Annotated in this window: 15 protein-coding genes and 4 tRNA genes; 13 read left to right on the top strand and 6 right to left on the bottom strand. The window is 60.2% G+C overall.

What is annotated here, in order from left to right; genetic code table 11:
• Positions 1 to 11 precede the first annotated feature (11 nt).
• Both ACIN8IBEIGE_RS10785 and ACIN8IBEIGE_RS10780 read left to right on the top strand, forming a co-directional pair.
• Entirely contained in the window at positions 12 to 497 is a 486-nt protein-coding gene (locus tag ACIN8IBEIGE_RS10785) for a glutathione peroxidase (RefSeq protein WP_160014613.1), read from the top strand.
• Entirely contained in the window at positions 494 to 967 is a 474-nt protein-coding gene (locus tag ACIN8IBEIGE_RS10780) for a MarR family winged helix-turn-helix transcriptional regulator (RefSeq protein ID WP_160014612.1), read from the top strand. The genes ACIN8IBEIGE_RS10785 and ACIN8IBEIGE_RS10780 overlap by 4 nt, the downstream gene beginning before the upstream one ends.
• Here ACIN8IBEIGE_RS10780 and ACIN8IBEIGE_RS10775 read toward each other — a convergent pair.
• The gene (locus ACIN8IBEIGE_RS10775) at positions 943 to 3,255 is read right to left on the bottom strand and encodes a response regulator (RefSeq protein ID WP_160014611.1); all 2,313 of its coding nucleotides are present in this window, start codon (positions 3,253 to 3,255) and stop codon (positions 943 to 945) included. The two genes, ACIN8IBEIGE_RS10780 and ACIN8IBEIGE_RS10775, sit on opposite strands and share 25 nt — an antisense overlap.
• A gap of 99 nt (positions 3,256 to 3,354) precedes the next feature.
• Here ACIN8IBEIGE_RS10775 and ACIN8IBEIGE_RS10770 point away from each other — a divergent pair, with 99 nt between their 5' ends.
• Complete coding sequence (locus ACIN8IBEIGE_RS10770) at positions 3,355 to 4,248, top strand: ATP-binding protein (RefSeq protein ID WP_160014610.1); 894 nt, start codon at positions 3,355 to 3,357, stop codon at positions 4,246 to 4,248.
• Positions 4,241 to 4,723 (top strand): GAF domain-containing protein, encoded by a 483-nt coding sequence (locus ACIN8IBEIGE_RS10765; RefSeq protein ID WP_160014609.1) that lies wholly within the window; start codon positions 4,241 to 4,243, stop codon positions 4,721 to 4,723. Before ACIN8IBEIGE_RS10770 ends, ACIN8IBEIGE_RS10765 begins: the two co-directional genes overlap by 8 nt.
• A gap of 65 nt (positions 4,724 to 4,788) precedes the next feature.
• On the opposite strand, the gene ACIN8IBEIGE_RS10760 is transcribed toward ACIN8IBEIGE_RS10765, so the two are convergent.
• Both ACIN8IBEIGE_RS10760 and ACIN8IBEIGE_RS10755 read right to left on the bottom strand, forming a co-directional pair.
• Positions 4,789 to 5,451 carry a glutathione S-transferase family protein gene (locus ACIN8IBEIGE_RS10760; RefSeq protein ID WP_160014608.1) on the bottom strand — a complete coding sequence of 221 codons (663 nt, stop codon included), beginning with the start codon at positions 5,449 to 5,451 and terminating at the stop codon, positions 4,789 to 4,791.
• A gap of 51 nt (positions 5,452 to 5,502) precedes the next feature.
• The gene (locus ACIN8IBEIGE_RS10755) at positions 5,503 to 6,270 is read right to left on the bottom strand and encodes a hypothetical protein (protein ID WP_160014607.1); all 768 of its coding nucleotides are present in this window, start codon (positions 6,268 to 6,270) and stop codon (positions 5,503 to 5,505) included.
• A 223-nt stretch (positions 6,271 to 6,493) separates the two neighbouring features.
• On the opposite strand from ACIN8IBEIGE_RS10755, the gene ACIN8IBEIGE_RS10750 reads away from it, so the two are divergent.
• From ACIN8IBEIGE_RS10750 to ACIN8IBEIGE_RS10735, 4 genes are all read left to right on the top strand, one after another.
• Positions 6,494 to 6,569 (top strand) — tRNA-Glu (locus ACIN8IBEIGE_RS10750).
• Positions 6,570 to 6,607: 38 nt separating this feature from the next.
• A tRNA-Gly gene (locus tag ACIN8IBEIGE_RS10745) sits at positions 6,608 to 6,683 on the top strand.
• A gap of 43 nt (positions 6,684 to 6,726) precedes the next feature.
• Positions 6,727 to 6,802, top strand: a tRNA-Glu gene (locus ACIN8IBEIGE_RS10740).
• A 23-nt stretch (positions 6,803 to 6,825) separates the two neighbouring features.
• Positions 6,826 to 6,901, top strand: a tRNA-Gly gene (locus ACIN8IBEIGE_RS10735).
• 142 nt (positions 6,902 to 7,043) lie between these two features.
• Here ACIN8IBEIGE_RS10735 and ACIN8IBEIGE_RS10730 read toward each other — a convergent pair.
• Both ACIN8IBEIGE_RS10730 and ACIN8IBEIGE_RS10725 read right to left on the bottom strand, forming a co-directional pair.
• Positions 7,044 to 7,454: a PA2817 family protein gene (locus ACIN8IBEIGE_RS10730; protein WP_160014606.1), complete on the bottom strand. Its 411-nt coding sequence runs from the start codon at positions 7,452 to 7,454 to the stop codon at positions 7,044 to 7,046.
• Positions 7,455 to 7,520: 66 nt separating this feature from the next.
• Positions 7,521 to 9,968: an acyl-CoA dehydrogenase gene (locus ACIN8IBEIGE_RS10725; RefSeq protein ID WP_160014605.1), complete on the bottom strand. Its 2,448-nt coding sequence runs from the start codon at positions 9,966 to 9,968 to the stop codon at positions 7,521 to 7,523.
• Between the two features lie 165 nt (positions 9,969 to 10,133).
• Between ACIN8IBEIGE_RS10725 and ACIN8IBEIGE_RS10720 the strand changes: the two genes are divergently transcribed.
• From ACIN8IBEIGE_RS10720 to ACIN8IBEIGE_RS10700, 5 genes are all read left to right on the top strand, one after another.
• Positions 10,134 to 10,793 carry a transglutaminase family protein gene (locus ACIN8IBEIGE_RS10720; protein ID WP_160014604.1) on the top strand — a complete coding sequence of 220 codons (660 nt, stop codon included), beginning with the start codon at positions 10,134 to 10,136 and terminating at the stop codon, positions 10,791 to 10,793.
• Positions 10,794 to 10,999: 206 nt separating this feature from the next.
• On the top strand, positions 11,000 to 11,932 hold the full coding sequence (locus tag ACIN8IBEIGE_RS10715) for an ABC transporter ATP-binding protein (RefSeq protein ID WP_160014603.1): 933 nt from the start codon (positions 11,000 to 11,002) through the stop codon (positions 11,930 to 11,932).
• 11 nt (positions 11,933 to 11,943) lie between these two features.
• Positions 11,944 to 12,723: an ABC transporter permease gene (locus ACIN8IBEIGE_RS10710; protein WP_090387851.1), complete on the top strand. Its 780-nt coding sequence runs from the start codon at positions 11,944 to 11,946 to the stop codon at positions 12,721 to 12,723.
• Between the two features lie 91 nt (positions 12,724 to 12,814).
• Positions 12,815 to 13,846: an efflux RND transporter periplasmic adaptor subunit gene (locus tag ACIN8IBEIGE_RS10705; RefSeq protein ID WP_160014602.1), complete on the top strand. Its 1,032-nt coding sequence runs from the start codon at positions 12,815 to 12,817 to the stop codon at positions 13,844 to 13,846.
• Positions 13,843 to 16,911: an efflux RND transporter permease subunit gene (locus tag ACIN8IBEIGE_RS10700; protein ID WP_160014601.1), complete on the top strand. Its 3,069-nt coding sequence runs from the start codon at positions 13,843 to 13,845 to the stop codon at positions 16,909 to 16,911. The genes ACIN8IBEIGE_RS10705 and ACIN8IBEIGE_RS10700 overlap by 4 nt, the downstream gene beginning before the upstream one ends.
• Positions 16,912 to 16,997: 86 nt before the next feature.
• Here the strand turns inward: ACIN8IBEIGE_RS10700 and ACIN8IBEIGE_RS10695 are convergent, their stop codons facing one another.
• Positions 16,998 to 18,005 (bottom strand): NADP-dependent oxidoreductase, encoded by a 1,008-nt coding sequence (locus ACIN8IBEIGE_RS10695; protein WP_160014600.1) that lies wholly within the window; start codon positions 18,003 to 18,005, stop codon positions 16,998 to 17,000.
• Positions 18,006 to 18,056 lie beyond the last annotated feature (51 nt).

Raw genomic sequence — 18,056 nt, 5'->3', positions numbered from 1 at the left:
GGATGACCAGCATGAGCAACGCACTCTTCGATATTCCGGTTACCACCATCAAGGGCGAGCAGAAGACCCTGGCCGATTTCGGTGGGAAGGCCGTATTGGTGGTCAACACCGCCAGCAAGTGCGGTTTCACTCCGCAGTACAAAGGCTTGGAAAACGTCTGGCAACAGTACAAAGATCAAGGTCTGGTGGTGCTGGGCTTCCCCTGCAACCAGTTTGGCAAGCAGGAGCCGGGCGATGAGGGGGCGATCAGCGAATTCTGCGAGATGAACTTCGGTGTGAGCTTCCCGCTGTTCAAGAAGGTTGATGTGAACGGCAGCGATGCTCACCCGCTGTTCGTCAACCTGAAGAAGAGCGCGCCGGGCCTGCTCGGTAGCCAGGGTATCAAGTGGAACTTCACCAAGTTTCTGCTGAGTGCCGACGGCACGGTGATCAAGCGCTTTGCCCCGACCACCAAGCCTGAAGACCTGACTGCAGAGATCGAAGCACTGCTGAAATGATCCAGGCCAGCCTGCACGTGGACGAGGGGCTACAGCTGGACAACCAGCTGTGCTTCAAACTCTACGCCGCTTCACGGGCGGTGATCCGCGCCTACAAACCGATGCTCGATCAGCTCGGCCTGACCTATCCGCAGTATCTGGCCATGCTGGTGCTGTGGGAGTGGCAGCAGCAACCGCCGGCGTTGCCGACGGTCAAGGCATTGGGCGAGCGCCTGTTACTGGATTCCGGCACGCTGACGCCGCTGCTCAAACGCCTTGAGCTGCAAGGCTTGTTGCAGCGTAAGCGGTCGGCCAGTGACGAGCGTGAGGTGCATCTGGCGCTGACTCCAGCCGGCGGAGCCTTGCGTGAACAGGTGCTGCCGCTGAAAAGCCAGTTGTTGTGTGAGCGCGGGATTGATCTTGATCAGGTTGCCGTGTTGCGCAGCCAGGTGGGCGTGCTGCTTGATCAGTTTATGGCGCTTAACCACTGATCGAGCAGGGCCGCCAGCTCATCCTTGCGGAAGGGCTTGGCCAGGTAGTCGTCCATTCCCGCAGCGCGGCAGCGCTCGCGCTCATCGGATAGTGCGTTGGCCGTCAGGGCGACGATCGGCAGCTCGGCGAACTCTGCTTTCTGGCGAATCCGCCGGGTGGTTTCATAGCCATCCATGACCGGCATATTGCAGTCCATCAGAATCAGATCGACCGCCTGGGTTTCCAGCAGGGTCAGGGCTTCGCCGCCATGATTGGCCAGCAGCACCTCGCAGCCGAGTTTGCCCAGCATGCCCTTGGCTACCAGCTGATTGACCGGGTTGTCTTCCACCAGCAGTACGCGAGCCTGGCGGTTGCGCTGCGGCTCGCTGTGCTGTTCGGCGGCGTGCGCCTCATCCTGGCCGAGGGTGTGGCGCAGGGCCTGCAGCAGCGCCTGGCGTGACAGCGGTCGGGCCAGTTGTTCGATGGGGGAGAGTTTTTCCACCTGCTCGCTGCTGAGAAAGTTGCCGTAGGCGCTGACCAACAGGATCGGCAGGTTGCAGAGTGTGCGCAGCTCATTCAGGCGCTGCGGGCAATCGCTGATCAGCAGGTCTGCATCAAGCGTGCCCAGCGCGGCATCGGCGTCCAGGTGCTGATACTGCAGGCCCCAGCTCGGCAGCAGGCTTGCCAGCTGTTCGCTTAGCCCCGAGCTGGCCGGGCTGAGTCCGATAACGCGCCCGTGTAACAGGGGAAGTTGCTTGGTACTGGTCTGGCCAGGCAGCGGCAGGTCGACGCAGAAGGTGCTGCCGAAGCCTTCCCGTGTTTCCAGGCTCAACTGGCCGTGCATGGCTTCGCAAAGGCGACGCGTCAGGGCCAGACCCAGGCCGGTGCCGCCAAATTGCCGGGTGATGCCAACTCCGGCCTGGGCAAATGGATGGAAAATCCGCGCCTGGGCGTCTTCAGCAATACCGATGCCGGTGTCGCGGACAATGATCCTGACGCCACTGACCTGGGCGCTGACGCTGATATCGACGCGACCAAAGCGGGTGAACTTCAAGGCATTGGACAGCAGATTGCTGACGATCTGCCTGACCCGCGTTGGGTCGCCGAGCAATTGGTTGGGTAGCAGTGGGTCGATCAGGCAGGTCAGCTCAACGCCCGGCGCGGCGTTTTGTGACAGCAGATTGGCGGTGTCTTCGACCATGCTGCCAAGATCGAAGGGGATCTGTTCCAGTTCCAGCTGCCCGGCTTCAAATTTCGACAGGTCGAGAATGTCGTTGAGCAGCTCGACCAGCACCTTGCCGGAGTCGTGGGCAATCGACAGCTGTTGCCGCTGTTCGTTATTCAGCGGCCCGTCCAGCGACAGCGCGAGCATGCCCAGCAGACCGTTGAGCGGGGTGCGAATCTCGTGGCTCATATTGGCGAGGAAGGCCGAGCGCGCCTGGGCCATATCCAGGGCCGTGCGTTTGGCTTGTTCCAGCTCGCGGTTGGAGTCGAGCAGGCGGCTGTTGGCGGCCTCCAACTGCTCGGTGCGAGCCGAGACCATGTCTTCCAGTTCAGCCAGGTAGCGGGTCAGCCGGGCTTCGGCTTGCTGGCGCTGTTCGATCTCGCTGGCGATGCTGCTCAGCTGGCGGTTGGTCACATCGACCAGTACGCCGATCTCGTCGCGTTCATGGTTGGGCGGGTAGGGCAGCTGGGCGTTGTTGGGGCTGCGCAGGTCTCGCTCGCTGAGGGCGCGGATAAAGCCGGTCAGCGGTTTGGTCAGCATGAAATAGAACAGCACCAGCAGGATCAGCGACAACAGCAGGCTGCGGGCGAAGCCGGTCAGCAGGGTCAGTAGCGAGCGGTTGAGGAAGTGGCTACCAAAGGCGTAGGTGTCGACTTCCAGGCTCAGTTTGCCGAGGGCTTCATTGGGCGAGTGACTGACGAACAGTGCGGTTTCGAAGTGCCGGCGCTTGCCGAACATAAAATCGCTAATGACTCTGTAACGGCTTTCCATGGCCGGGCGGCTGACGCTGGCCAGCGTCAGCTGGTTGTTGTCGATGATCTGTGCGCTGATCACCGCTGGAGAACGCAGCAGCCCCAGCACCAGTTCCTGGGCCAGTTCGGCGTCGATGTTGTAGGCGATGCGTGCAGCCGGGTTGTGGCTGATTTCCATCAGCGCGTTGATCTCGCGGTTGATGGAGGCATCTTCGCTGGCATAATCGATGCCCACTTGTATCAAGCTGAGCGCCGTGCCGAGGATAAAGGCTACCAATACGGTCAGGCCGGCCTGTTTGAATGACAGGCGTTGGGTTAGCGCTATATCCATATGGGCCGGTTGTTCTCGTGTTGAGTCGCTTGCCAAGCATAGCCCATCTGTTTTGCCGGGCGGCAGTGGCAGAACGGCTCGAAAACCCTGGAGTGTGTTGTGGATTCGCGTTTAAGTGATTTTTTGTTGCGCGCTGAGGCTGTACTGGCCCGCTTAGAGCCCTTATTGCCGGTACAGCGTCCGGTTATCGACTGGCAGCAGAGCCTGGCGGCACGTTGGCAGCGCGAGGGCCGCAGCGGTTTTCTCGCGCCGCTGCAGGTCAGTCTGGATGTGAGTCTGGATGATCTGATCGGGGTAGATCGTCAGCGTGCCCAGTTGGCGCGCAATACCCAGCAGTTTATTCAGGGCCTGCCGGCCAACCACGCGTTGCTCTGGGGCGCGCGCGGCACGGGTAAGTCATCGCTGGTGCGGGCGCTATTGGCCGAGCATGCGGCAGCGGGGCTGCGCCTGGTTGAGATCGAGCGTGATCATCTGGCCGATCTGCCGCGAATTGTCGAGCAGCTGAGCGAGCTACCGCAGCGTTTCGTGCTGTTCTGCGATGACCTGTCGTTCGAGGCCGGCGAGGGCGATTACCGCATGCTGAAAACCGTGCTCGATGGCTCCCTGGAGCGCGCACCGGACAATGTGCTGCTGTATGCCACCTCCAACCGCCGCCATCTGCTGCCGGAGAAGCAGAGCGACAACGAAAACTGGCAGCGAGTCGATGGTGAACTGCATCCCAACGAGGCGGTGGAAGATAAGATTGCGCTGTCCGACCGCTTTGGCCTGTGGCTGTCGTTCTACCCCTTCACTCAGGAGCATTTCCTCGACGTGGTCCGCCACTGGGTCGGGGTGCATGCCGCGCAGGCCGGTTTGGCCTGGCAGTGGCACGACGAACTGGAAAAGGCTGCCATACGCTGGGCCTTGGGGCGTGGCAATCGTAATGGGCGCTGTGCCTATCAATTCGCCCGCGACTGGGTGGGGCTGCAACTACTGAGCAAGCACGATGATTGATCTACAACAAAGCGGGCAGGGGCTCGACGGCTATCCACTGCTGGTGGCGCAACTTCAGGCGCTGTTGGCCGGGGAGCGCGACTTTATTGCCAATGCAGCGCAGTTTTCGGCGTTTCTGTTTCAGGAGCTGAGCGACCTGAACTGGGCGGGGTTCTATCTGGCCCGTGGCGAGGAACTGGTGCTCGGGCCTTTCCAGGGTAAAGTGGCCTGCGTGCGAATTCCGTTCGGTCGCGGTGTCTGCGGCGCCGCTGCGGCGACTGGGCAGACCCTGCGAGTCGATGATGTGCATGCCTTTGCCGGGCATATCGCTTGCGACAGTGCATCCAATAGCGAGTTGGTGGTGCCGCTGTTCAAGGACGGCCGCTTGCTCGGTGTGCTGGATCTCGACAGTCCGTCGCTGGCGCGGTTTAGCGCAGCGGATCAGGCCGGTATCGAGCGGCTGGTTGAGGTGTTTGTCGAGCTGACGGATTGCTGAGCCGCTCATCAACGCAAGGTAAAAAGCCCGGCAATTGCCGGGCTTTTTATTGGGGCAGCGATTACTCAGGCTTTGGCGGCCATCTTGGCGAGCATCTTCAGCTCGCCGGGCAACACGGTCTGCACCGAGTCCCGCGCGGTGATTCGCGCATAGTGCGCACTCAGGTTGGGCCAGCGCTGTGCATCCAGTTGCTCGCCGCCATGTTGCATATTGATCAGCTGGCAAGCCAGAGCCAGGTCGGCCAGGGTCAGGCTATCGCCGACCAGATAGTCGACTGAGCCGAGGGTCTGCTCCAGGTAGTCGAAATGCGTCGGCAGTTTTTCGTGCAGGGCTTTCTGCACTGCGGCTTCGTCGCAGCTCTGGCCCATGCTGGGCTTCAGTGCGCGGTTGCGAAATACACTGAAGGTGCACAGCGGAGCCAGTTCATAGTCGGCATACTTCTCCAGCCAACGTACCCGCGCGCGTTGTTCGGCACTCTGTCCAAGCAGGGAGGGGCGCTCGGGGTGTTTGTCGTCTAGGTATTGGCAGATCACACTGGAGTCGGCGAGGGTAAAATCGCCATCCCGCAGGGCCGGAATACGCCCTAGCGGGTTCAGCTCGCGATACCAGGTCGGCTGGCCGAACGGCAGGATGATTTCCAGCTGATAGTCCATGTTCTTTTCAGCCAGAAACAGGCGAACTTTACGGACAAAGGGCGACAGCGGGGCACCATAAACAGTCAGGCTCATGCACGGCACTCATAGGCAGGGCGATAGCGCGCAAGTTACGCGCTGGCAGGGTTAGTCGTAGATGTTCTTCTTCTTCCACTCGTCATCGCCGAGAGATTCAAGGCCTGCGTCCAGTTCGCTGGGTTGGTCGGGGGCGGGCTTGCTGCTTTCAAGAACCATGGCGTTGGCGCGTGCTAGCTGCTCTTCGAATTTCTTCAGGGCGTTCTGGTAAGGGGTGGGGTCGGGTTGTTTGCGCAGGTATTGCACACCGCGCTCGAACGCCAGGCGTGCCTGGCCTGGTTGGTTCTGCTGCAAGGCCTGCTGGCCGAGGTTACCGAAAAATTCGATGTGCACCTGGGTCAGCATATGGCGCACTTCTTTGAGCCATTGCTTGGCCTCGTTGGCCGGGATGATCCCGTCTTTGGCGCAGCGGGTCAGTTGGCCATGAAGGTTTTCCAGCTGAAAACGCACTTCCTTGGCTTTGGCTTCATTGAGGATGGGTTGCGGCGGATTGCTTACGGCAATCGATTCGCCCTGGGCGATCAGTTTGCGCAGTTCTTCAATACGCGCCTTGAGGGCGTTATTGCCCTTTTCCAAAGGCAGCATGCGTTCACTGAAGTGCAATTGCAGGCGACTGAGCATCAGCTTCAGTGCCGGGGTCATCAGCTGACCGGGGAGGGCTTCGGCGAGGTCCGTGCAGCGGCGCAGGCGATCATTGAGGTCAGCCTTGATGCGCGCCTTCTCCAGTTTGTTGTTCTCGACCATATGATTGATGTAGGCAATGGCGATCAACACGACGATGCCAGAAACAATCAATATGGTAATCACGAGTGGGGACATGGGTGGAGCCTCTCGATCACCAGTTTTCGTCCGAGTGTAGTGCCTTAGCCGGGAGGCTGATAGAGCTGCCTCACATTCACAGCTGAAGTCGTTGATTTATAAAAATTTTTACACAGAGGTTGACGGGCCTTTCAAGGCTCCATAGAATGCGCGCCACTTCGTAGCGCAATGCCTCACGGCAAAACGTGTAGAAGCCGGATAGAAGTTGTAGTTTCCGGGCTGCGTCCCCTTCGTCTAGTGGCCTAGGACACCGCCCTTTCACGGCGGTAACAGGGGTTCGAGTCCCCTAGGGGACGCCACTTCTTTATGAAGTGTGCTGCTAAAAACCAAGTTGTATGCGGGAATAGCTCAGTTGGTAGAGCACGACCTTGCCAAGGTCGGGGTCGCGAGTTCGAGTCTCGTTTCCCGCTCCAAATTAAGGTGATCTGCTCAGGCAGGTAGCCGAAAAGTTCCAAGGTCCCCTTCGTCTAGTGGCCTAGGACACCGCCCTTTCACGGCGGTAACAGGGGTTCGAGTCCCCTAGGGGACGCCATTTTTTGTTGTACCAAGTTGTATGCGGGAATAGCTCAGTTGGTAGAGCACGACCTTGCCAAGGTCGGGGTCGCGAGTTCGAGTCTCGTTTCCCGCTCCATTTTCTTTCGATAGAAAGCATAGAAAACGCCGCTCACTGAGCGGCGTTTTCGTTTCTGCTGTTTTTAGTGCCTACAAATTTTAGTGCCTACAAAAAAGCCCGCCGGTTATGCCGTGCGGGCTTTTCTATTTTGGGCTGTGGCTTAGTGTGTGCCGCCTTGAGCGGGCATGCTCAGCAGCTGCTTTTCCTGATTCCAGTCGAAGGGCTCGTCATTTTCTTCGGCGTAGAAGCGGCGTTCTTCGAGGGTCTGGTACATCTCGATCTCTTCGTCCGGCATGAAGTGCAGGCAATCACCGCCGAAGAACCACAGCAGGTCACGCGGTACCAGGTGGGCGATCTGCGGGTAGCGTTGGAATATCTGGCTGATCAGGTCCTGGCCCAGGTAGAGGCTGGCTTCCGGGTCGCTCGGCAGGTCGCTGAGCAGCTCGTCGTAGCGCTCCAGGTACATGGCGTGGCTGTCATCGAGAATCTGCTCGGCTTCGCCCAGGGCGACCAGGATGGTGCGCAGGTGCTGCAGCAGAGTGAGGTGATGGTCGATGTGGGTGTTGGCCATGGGGCAATCCTGTAGGTAAAACGGGCGCGCCAGTATAAGGCTCACGTCGCCCGCTGTCCCGTCGGTTTAACGGACCTTGCCGGAGCCCAAGGTCAGTTCCTCCTTGGCGAAATCGTCGACATCAATCACCACCCGGCGTGCGGCTTCGGCCTGTTGCAGGCTGTGCGCTTCATCGGCGCTGAGCACGCCAGCAGTCAGCGCGGCATCGATCAGGCTTTGGCCTGGCAGTTCCTGTACCTGGCCGGCCTTGACGGCCTTGTGCAGTTTCTTCTGCAGGCCCTGTACGTCTTGCAGCAGGTTCATCGCATATTGCAGAGCCCCCACGGGGTCCTGTTCAGCTTGTGGGCGGTAGCAGCCTTCGAGCAGTTCCTCCAGTGCGGGGTCGCCGCTGTTACGGCCGATAATGCTAGCCACTTCGGCGTCCAGTTCGTCGCTTGGGCCTTTATGACGGCGGCCCAGCGGCAGTACCAGCAGGCGCAGGGCGCAACCGAGCAGTTTGCTGGGGAAGTTGCTGAGCAGTTCTTCCAGCGCCTGTTCGGCTTTGCCCAGGCTTTCCTCCACAGCCCAGCGCAGCATAGGCTGTGAATGCTCGGGGTAACCGAGGTCGTGGTAGCGCTTGAGCGCCGCCGAAGCCAGGTACAGGTGGCTGAGTACATCACCCAGGCGCGCCGATAGGCGTTCGCGGCGTTTCAGTTCGCCGCCGAGCAACATCATGCTGGTATCAGCGAGTAGGGCAAAGGACGCGGCCAAGCGGTTGAGTGCGCGGAAATAAGGGCGGCTGATGCGATCGCCAGGTACCTGGCTGAAAACGCCAAAGCCGAGGCTGAGCAGCAGGCTGCTGGCGGCGTTGCTGACGGCAAAGCCGATATGCTGCAGCAGCAGTGCATCGAACTCCTGCAGTGCCTGATCCTGATCCTCGCGGCTGGCCAGGGCCATTTCCTTGAGTACGTAGGGGTGGCAGCGAATCGCGCCCTGACCAAAGATCATCAGGTTGCGCGAGAGGATATTGGCCCCTTCCACGGTGATAAAGATCGGCGCACCTTGCCATGAGCGGGCCAGGTAGTTGTTCGGGCCCATGACGATGCCTTTGCCACCGTGTACGTCCATGGCGTGGCTGATGCATTCGCGGCCGCGTTCGGTCAGGTGGTACTTGAGAATGGCCGAGAGCACCGAGGGCTTCTCGCCCAGGTCCACCGCATTGGCCGTGAGGATACGTGCGCTGTCCATCAGCCAGGCGTTACCGCCAATGCGCGCGAGGGCTTCCTGAATGCCTTCGAAGGCTGAAAGCGGCACATTGAACTGCTCACGCACCTGGCTGTACTGGCCGGTGGTCAGGCTGGTGAACTTGGCCGCGCCGGTGCCGACTGCCGGCAGGGAGATGGAGCGGCCCACGGACAGGCAGTTCATCAGCATCATCCAGCCCTTGCCGAGCATCTCCTGGCCGCCGATCAGGTAATCCAGCGGGATGAACACATCCTTGCCGGCGTTCGGGCCGTTCATAAAGGCGGCGCCAAGTGGCAGGTGACGGCGACCGATTTCGACGCCGGGTGTGTCGGTGGGCACCAGGGCCAGGCTGATACCAAGGTCTTCCTCTTCACCCAGCAGATGCTCGGGATCGTAAGCCTTGAAGGCCAGACCGAGCAGGGTCGCGACCGGGCCGAGGGTGATATAGCGCTTTTCCCAGTTCAGGCGCAGACCGATGACTTCCTCACCTTGCCACTGGCCTTTGCAGATGATCCCGGTATCCGGCATGGCGCCGGCGTCGGAGCCGGCCAGGGGGCCGGTGAGGGCGAAGCAGGGGATGTCTTCACCGCGGGCCAGACGTGGCAGGTAGTGATCACGTTGCGCCTCGGTGCCATAGTGCAGCAGCAGTTCGGCCGGGCCCAGGGAGTTGGGCACCATTACGGTAGAGGCTAGGTCGCCGGAGCGGGTGGCCAGCTTCATCGCTACCTGTGAGTGGGCATAGGCGGAAAAGCCCTTGCCGCCGTATTGCTTGGGGATGATCAGGGCGAAGAAGCCGTGCTCTTTGATATGTGCCCAGGCGTCGGCGGGTAAGTCCATCTGCTGGCCGATCTGCCAGTCACTGACCATGGCGCACAGCGCTTCGGTCGGGCCGTCGATAAACGCTTGTTCTTCCTCGGTGAGTTGCGCCTTGGGGTAAGCGAGCAGGGTGTCCCAGTCCGGCCGGCCGCTAAACAGTTCGCCATCCCACCACACCGTGCCGGCTTCAATGGCGTCGCGTTCGGTGGCCGACATCGGCGGCAGTACGCGCTTGAACCAGGCAAACAGCGGCGCAGTGAACAGGCTGCGGCGTTGCTCGGGCAACAGCAGTGGCAAGGCCACGGCCAGCAGCAACAGCCAGAAAATACCCATCAACCAGGCGGGGGCGTGGCTGAAGGTGCCCATCAGAATCAGAAAACCGGCCACGATGCCCATTGCGAGCAGGGGCGCGGTGCGGCGGTGAGCGAGAAAGGCCGTGCCAAGCAGCAGGGCGAGTAACCAGAGAGCGAGCATGCAGAATCCTCCATGATGACAATGCGCTATTTACGCACCATCACGAGCGTAGTCGTCATTGATGGCGACAAGAGCGGTGAGCTTGGCCGAATCGTCGTTACATTGGCCGGACTCGCGTGGTTAGACTGGTTTCTCAGTCATTGTTTGCAATCATGAGAAACCCTGATGCGTGAATACCTCGAGCCCGGCCGCTTCATCGATAGTGACCACCCCGCGCTGGTGGAGTTCGCAGAAAAGTTTCGCGGCGCCAGTCGCGATCCGCGCGAACAGGCCGTTAGCCTGTACTACGCGGTACGTGATGAAATTCGCTACAACCCCTATGTATTTAGCCGCGACGCTGACACCTTGAAAGCCAGTCACGCATTGCAGGCGGGGGAAAGTTACTGCGTGCCCAAAGCCACTTTGCTCGCCGCCTGCGCCCGCCATTGCGGTATCCCGGCGCGCATCGGTCTGGCCGATGTGCGTAATCACCTGGCCACTCCACGGCTGCTGGAAATGCTCCGCAGTGAAGTGTTCGCCATGCATGGCTACACCGAGTTGTTTCTCGACGACCGTTGGGTCAAGGCTACGCCGGCGTTCAATTTGGCGCTGTGTCGGGTATTCAAGGTGGCGCCGCTGGAGTTCGATGGCCTGAGTGACAGCGTATTCCACCCGTTCAACCAGCAGGGCGAGCGTTATATGGAGTACCTGCACGACCACGGCCAGTTTGCCGATGTGCCGGAGCAGCTGTTCTTCGGTCATCTGGCCGCCTGCTACCCACATCTGTTTGCCGATGACGCGCTGTCGATCAGTGGTGACTTCGCCGCCGAGGCCGTGCCTGGATGATTTATCGACAGGGTTGATAAGCACCATCGGCAACTGCCGGGTTTAATCTGCACTTGGCGCTGGTAGGCTGCTGCCCAGCCGCGGGGGGCGGCAGTTTTGCGCAAAGATGCTGTGGTGGAGAGGTTCCAGGCGCTAGACTTGGGCCACTTCGCGCGTAAGCGCAGCCCTCTCGAATTTCTTTTATCTGATCAGGTGTGCGCATTTTTATGAGTACCGCTCTGTCCATTCGCCAGTTGACCAAGACTTATGGCAACGGCTTCCAGGCGCTGCACGGCATAGATCTGGACGTGGCTGAAGGTGATTTCTTCGCCTTGCTCGGCCCCAACGGTGCTGGCAAATCCACCACCATCGGCATTCTTTCCACCCTGGTGACCAAAAGCAGTGGCACGGTCAATGTGTTCGGTCACGACCTGGACCAGCAGCCTTCTGCACTCAAGCGCTGCCTGGGTGTGGTGCCGCAGGAGTTCAACTTCAATCAGTTCGAGAAGGCCTTCGACATCGTCGTAACCCAGGCTGGCTATTACGGTATCCCGGCAAAAATCGCCAAGGAACGCGCCGAGCAGTACCTCAACCAGCTTGGCCTGTGGGGCAAGCACAATGTGCCGTCGCGTGAACTGTCCGGCGGGATGAAACGCCGCCTGATGATTGCCCGCGCGCTGGTGCATCAGCCGCGTTTGTTGATTCTCGATGAGCCGACTGCTGGGGTTGATATCGAACTGCGCCGCTCGATGTGGGGCTTTCTCAGCGAGCTGAACGAGCAGGGCATCACCATTATCCTGACCACCCACTACCTGGAAGAAGCCGAACAGCTGTGCCGCAATATCGGCATCATCGACCACGGGCGGATTGTCGAGAACACCAGCATGAAGGACCTGCTGAAGAAGCTGCATGTGGAAACCTTTCTGCTCGACCTCAAGGAGGCGCTGCTGGTTGCGCCGCAGCTGATCGGTTATCCGGCGCAGTTGCTCGATGGGCACACCCTGGAAGTGCAGGTGGACAAGGCCCAGGGCATTACCGAGTTGTTCCGTCAGCTGGCCTTGCAGAACATCGAGGTACTCAGCTTGCGCAATAAAACCAACCGTCTGGAGGAGCTGTTCGTCTCTCTGGTCGAGAAGAATCTGGCGAAGGTGGCAGTATGAGTACGGCTTATCTGAATTCCGAATTCACCGCCAACATGGTCGCGCTGCGCACCATCGTCTACCGCGAAATCCGCCGTTTTACCCGCATCTGGCCACAGACCCTGCTGCCGCCGGCAATCACCATGGTTCTGTACTTCGTGATCTTCGGCAACCTGATCGGCAGCCAGATCGGCGACATGGGTGGCTTCACCTATATGGAGTACATCGTGCCGGGGCTGATCATGATGTCGGTGATCACCAACTCTTACGGCAACGTGGTGTCGAGCTTCTTCGGCAGCAAGTTCCAACGCTCCATCGAGGAATTGATGGTCTCGCCCGTGTCGCCGCATATCATCCTCACCGGTTACGTGATCGGTGGCGTGCTGCGCGGTCTGGCGGTGGGGTTTATCGTCACCTTGCTGTCGCTGTTCTTCACTCACTTGCAGGTTCATCACCTCGGTGTGACGGTGCTGGTGGTGCTGCTGACGGCGACCATCTTCTCCCTTGGCGGCTTTATCAACGCCGTGTATGCGCGCAATTTTGATGATATTTCGATCATCCCGACCTTTGTGCTGACTCCCCTGACCTACCTGGGCGGGGTGTTCTATTCGATCAGCCTGTTGCCGCAGTTCTGGCAGACGGTGTCGCTGGCCAACCCGGTGCTGCATATGGTCAACGCTTTCCGTTATGGCATTCTCGGTGTTTCCGATATCCGCATCGGTGTGGCCATCGCCTTTATGTTGGTTGCCACCGCTGTGCTGTATGCCGTGTGCATCCGCTTGCTGGTTAGCGGTCGGGGCATGCGCCAGTAACCGGACAGCCAATATCGGGAAACATTTTTAACGGCTGATCTGTGCGGCTCGGCCGTTAGACTCGGCCTCTACAAAGAACTAGGGGTTGTATATGTTTGCCCGTGCACCTGCTCTGTTCGGTACAGCTGTTCTGTTGTGTTCGCTCATCAGTGGGCAGGTGCAGGCCAATGAAGGACCATTGGTCGAGGAGGTCAAACCCGAGCGCAGCCTGGTGCGTGATGAACTGGTGACTTTCGGTTCGCTGCGCCCCGACGAGTCGGTGATGATCCGTCCGGAAATTGCCGGGCGAGTGGCGCAACTGCATTTTCGTGAGGGCCAGCGGGTTGAAGCCGGTGCGCTGCTGGTCAGCTTGGATGATGCAGTTGCCCGCGCCGAACTGGCACAGGCGCAGGCCAACCTGAACCTCGCGGAAAAGAACTTTCAACGCGCGCAGATGCTGTTCAAGCGCGGCGCCAGTAACGCTCAGGCGCTGGATGAAGCCAGTGCTCAGCAGCAGGCCTCCCGAGCCAGCCTGGCGCTTTCCCAGGCACGCCTGGACAAGACGCGTATCCTTGCGCCCTACGATGGCGTGCTGGGTTTACGCGCCGTCAGCCCCGGCGATTACCTCAGCGAAGGTCAGGACATCGTCAATCTGGAAGTGCTTGATCCACTCAAGGTGGATTTCCGCATTCCGCAGAAAGCCGTCAGCCAGATCCGCCTCAAGCAGCTTATTGAAGTCAGTCTGGATGCTTACCCGGGCGAACGCTTTAACGGTGAGATTTTCGCCATCAACCCACGTCTGGATGAAGCCGGACGCAGCCAGGCGATTCGCGCGCATATCAGCAACAGCGATGGCCGCCTGAGCCCTGGGCAGTTCGTGCGGGTTTCGGTGATCCTCGCCGAGCGGCCGAATGCCCTGGTCATTCCAGAAGAAGCCATCATGCCGGTGGGCGACAAGTTGCTGGTCAACCTGGTGGTGGCAGGCAAGGTCGAAGTGCGCGAGCTCAAGCTGGGCAAGCGCCTGGTTGGTAAGGTCGAGGTGCTGGAAGGCCTGCAGGGTGATGAAACGCTGATCAGCGCTGGCTGGCAGAAGGTTCGCGCCGGCGCGCCAGTACGCACCAAGGTGGTGGAGCAAGCACCATGACCCTGTCGGATATCTGCATCCGCCGGCCGGTATTTGCCACCGTACTGTCGCTGATTGTGGTGTTGCTCGGTTTGATGGCCTATGACCGACTGGCCGTGCGCGAGTATCCGAATATCGATGTGCCGATTGTCACGGTCAATGTCACCTACCCGGGTGCCAGCCCGGAGATCATGGAATCGCAGGTCGCCCAGCCGATCGAGGATGTGCTGTCGGGCATCGACGGGCTGGATTTTGTCAACTCCATCAGCCGCTCGGAAAATACCCAGATCACTGCGCAGTTCCGCCTGGGCAGCAACTCCGATGAAGCCGCCAACGATGTACGCGATCGCCTGGGCCGGGTGCGCGGCCTGCTGCCAGATGAAATCGCCGAGCCCATCGTGCAGAAGGTCGAGGCCGATGCCCAGCCGGTGATCTGGTTGGCCTTCTACAGCGAACGCTACAGCGCCATGGAGATCACCGATGTGCTGGAGCGGGTGATCAAGGATCGCCTACAGACCATCCCCGGCGTTTCTGAAGTGCAGATTCGCGGCGCGCGCACCTTCGCCATGCGCATCTGGCTGGACCCGGAAAAGCTCGCCGCGCACAACCTTACCGTGCAGGACGTGGAAGACGCCCTGCGTCGGCAGAACGTCGAAATTCCCGCCGGGCGCATCGAATCGCAGCAGCGTGAATTCACCGTGCTCTCGGAAACCGACATGAATACCCCGGAGCAGTTCAACCAACTGATCCTCGATGATTCGCGCGGTTATCTGCTGCGCCTGGCGGATGTCGGTTATGCCGAAATCGGCGCTGCGGACGAGCGCAGTATCGTCCGTTACAAGGGCCAGCCGGCCGTGTCGATGGGCATGATCAAGCAGGCCACCGCCAATCCGCTGGACATTTCCGATGGCCTGGCAAAAGCCTTGCCGGATGTGCGCGAATTGCTGCCCGAAGGCATGCAGATGGCCGTGGCCAACGACAACTCGCTGTTTATCCGCGAGTCGATCGACAACGTGTTTATCACCATCTGGGAAGCAGTGGGGCTGGTCATCCTGATCATCTTTATCTTCCTGCGTTCGCTACGCGCTACCCTCATTCCGCTGGTGACCATTCCGGTGTCGCTGATCGGCGCATTTGCCCTGATGAGCCTGATGGGTTTCACCATCAACACCCTGACGCTGCTGGCCATGGTGCTGGCCATCGGTCTGGTGGTGGACGATGCCATCGTGATGCTGGAGAACATCCACCGGCATATCGAGGTGGGCATGCAGCCACTGCAGGCGGCGCTCAAGGGCAGTCGCGAAATTGCCTTTGCGGTGATCGCCATGACCCTGACCCTGGCCGCGGTATTTGCCCCCATCGGCTTTATGCAGGGCACCACGGGCAAGCTGTTTACCGAGTTTGCCTGGACCCTGGCAGGCGCGGTGCTGGTGTCGGGTTTTGTCGCCCTGACCCTGACGCCGATGATGTGCGCACTGTTGCTCATGCCGCATCAGGCCGGCGAGCGACATAACCGGGTGTACAACCTGATCGAGGATTTTCTCAACGGTCTGACCTACAGCTACAAGCACCTGCTGGCCAAGGCGCTGAGTGCCTGGGTGCTGGTGGTGGGCGTGCTGTTGCTCACCGTGGCGGCCTGCATGCTGTTGTTCTCCGGGCTTAAGTCCGAGCTGGCGCCCACCGAGGACACCGGCACCATTATCGGTGTGTTCAATGGCCCGGACGGTGCCACCATCAATTACACCGGGCGTTATGCGCGTCAGATCGAGAATGCCTACGCCAGCATTGCGGAAACCAATCGCTATATGGTCATCGCCGGCTTCCCTACGGTGGCCCAGGGCATTTCCTTTATGAAGCTGGAAGATTGGGCCGACCGTTCGCGCAGCCAGTTCGAGATTCGCAACGAGTTACTGCCCAAGCTGCAGGATATCGCCGGGGTGCGGGCCTTCCCGGTCAACCGGCCGCCGCTTGGGCAAAGCGCGCGTAACCAGCCGGTGAACTTCGTGATTCGCTCGTCGATGGAGTACAGCGAGCTGCAGGGTTATGTCGATGAATTGCTTAACTCGCTACGCGATTATCCGGGTCTGGAAAGCCTGGACAGCGATCTCAAGCTCAACGCGCCGCAGCTCAAGGTAGCGGTCAATCGCGAGCAGGCGGTGGCGGTGGGTACTGACGTGGCAACGATTGGCCGCAGCCTGGAAAGCCTGTTCGGCAGCCGTCAGGTGACGCGCTTCAAGCAGAACGGCGAGCAGTACGACGTGCTGGTGCAGTTGCAGGGTGTGGACCGCAGCAACCCGCAGGATCTTGACCGCGTGTATGTGCGCGGCCGCGATGAGAGCATGGTGCAGCTGTCCAACCTGATTGAGGTGCGCGAAACCGTGGCGCCGCGCGAGCTCAACCACTTCAACCAGCTGCGCGCGGTGACGGTAAGTGCCAACGTGGGCTCCGGTTACACCCTGGGCGAAGTTCTGACGCATCTGGAAAATACTGCGCGTACGGTGTTCCCGGCCGAGACCCAGTACGACTACACCGGCACCTCGCGGGACTTCAAGGAGTCCAGCGCTGGCATTGCGTTGATCTTTGCCCTGGCCCTGGCGTTTATCTTCCTGGTGCTGGCGGCGCAGTTCGAAAGCTTTACCGATCCGTTGATCATCCTGTTCAGCGTGCCGCTGTCGATGGCTGGCGCCTTGCTGGCCCTGACGTTATTCGGTGGCACCTTGAACATCTATTCGCAGATCGGCCTGGTGACGCTGATCGGCCTGATTACCAAGCACGGCATCCTCATCGTCGAGTTCGCCAACGTGTTGCTGCGTCAGGACCATGAACTGCGTGGTGCGGTGATCGAGGCGTCGGTGCAGCGCCTGCGGCCGATTCTGATGACCACTGGGGCGATGGTGCTGGGCTCGGTACCGCTGGCAATTGCCACCGGGGCTGGGGCGGAAAGCCGTCAGCAGATTGGTATGGTGATTGTCGGTGGCCTGCTGGTCGGCACCTTCTTCACTCTTTTTGTGATCCCGACTCTGTATATGCTGCTGCGCCGTTGGCGGCCGATTAGACAGGATGCGTTAGAGACAGCTGTGGCGTAGAGCATATGAACCTGTGGGAGGGGCTGGGCGGCGTTCCGCTTTAGCCGCGATAGGACGCATCTCGGCTAAAGCCCCTCCCACAAGTGTTACTCGACCTTCAGCACCAGCTTGCCGAAATTCTCGCCGCTGAACAGTTTCAGCAGGGTTTCCGGGAAAGTGCTCAGGCCCTCGACGATATCTTCCTTGGATTTCAGCTTGCCGCTGGCCAGCCAGCCGCCCATCTCCTGCGCCGCTTCGGCGAAGCGCGGGGCGTAGGTCATCACCACCATGCCTTCCATGCGCGCGCTGTTGACCAGCAGGTTGAGGTAGTTGGCCGGGCCTTTGACCGCCTGTTTGTTGTTGTACTGGCTGATCGCGCCGCAGATGATCACTCGCGCCTTGAAGGCCAGGCGGGTGAGCACGGCATCGAGAATGTCACCGCCGACGTTGTCGAAATACACATCCACGCCTTTCGGGCATTCGCGCTTGAGACCGGCGATCACGTCTTCGTTCTTGTAGTCGATGGCACCGTCGAAGCCCAGCTCATCAATCAGGAACTTGCACTTGTCCGCGCCGCCGGCGATGCCGACCACTCGGCAGCCCTTGAGCTTGGCGATCTGCCCGGCGACGCTACCGACCGCGCCGGCTGCGCCGGAAATCACCACGGTTTCACCGGCTTTCGGCGCGCCGACATCGAGCAGGGCGAAGTAGGCAGTCATGCCGGTCATGCCCAGCGCCGAGAGGTACAGCGGCAGCGGCGCACGCTTAGGGTCGACCTTGTAAAAGCCCTTGGGCTCACCGAGGAAATAGTCCTGCACGCCGAGGGCGCCGTTTACATGGTCACCCACGGCAAAGTCCGGGTGCTGCGAGGCGATCACTTCACCGACGCCGAGGGCGCGCATCACTTCGCCAATGCCGACCGGCGGGATATAGGACTTGGCATCGTTCATCCAGCCACGCATGGCAGGGTCCAGCGACAGGTAGGCGTTCCTCACCAGAATCTGCCCTGGGGCGGGTTCGCCGACGCTGGTTTCTACGTAGCTGAAGGTTTCTCGGCTGGGCAGGCCGACCGGGCGTTGGGCAAGCAGGAACTGGCGATTGAGTGGGGCAGTCATGGCAGGTACTCACTGAACGGAAAGCCTGTTGATAGTCCTTAGCTGCGTGAT

The sequence above is a fragment of the Pseudomonas sp. 8BK genome, from assembly GCF_902506475.1.
GTDB classification, from domain to species: domain Bacteria; phylum Pseudomonadota; class Gammaproteobacteria; order Pseudomonadales; family Pseudomonadaceae; genus Aquipseudomonas; species Aquipseudomonas anguilliseptica.
Note: the sequence above shows the minus strand (reverse complement) of the source record. Positions and strands in the feature narration are given on the sequence as shown.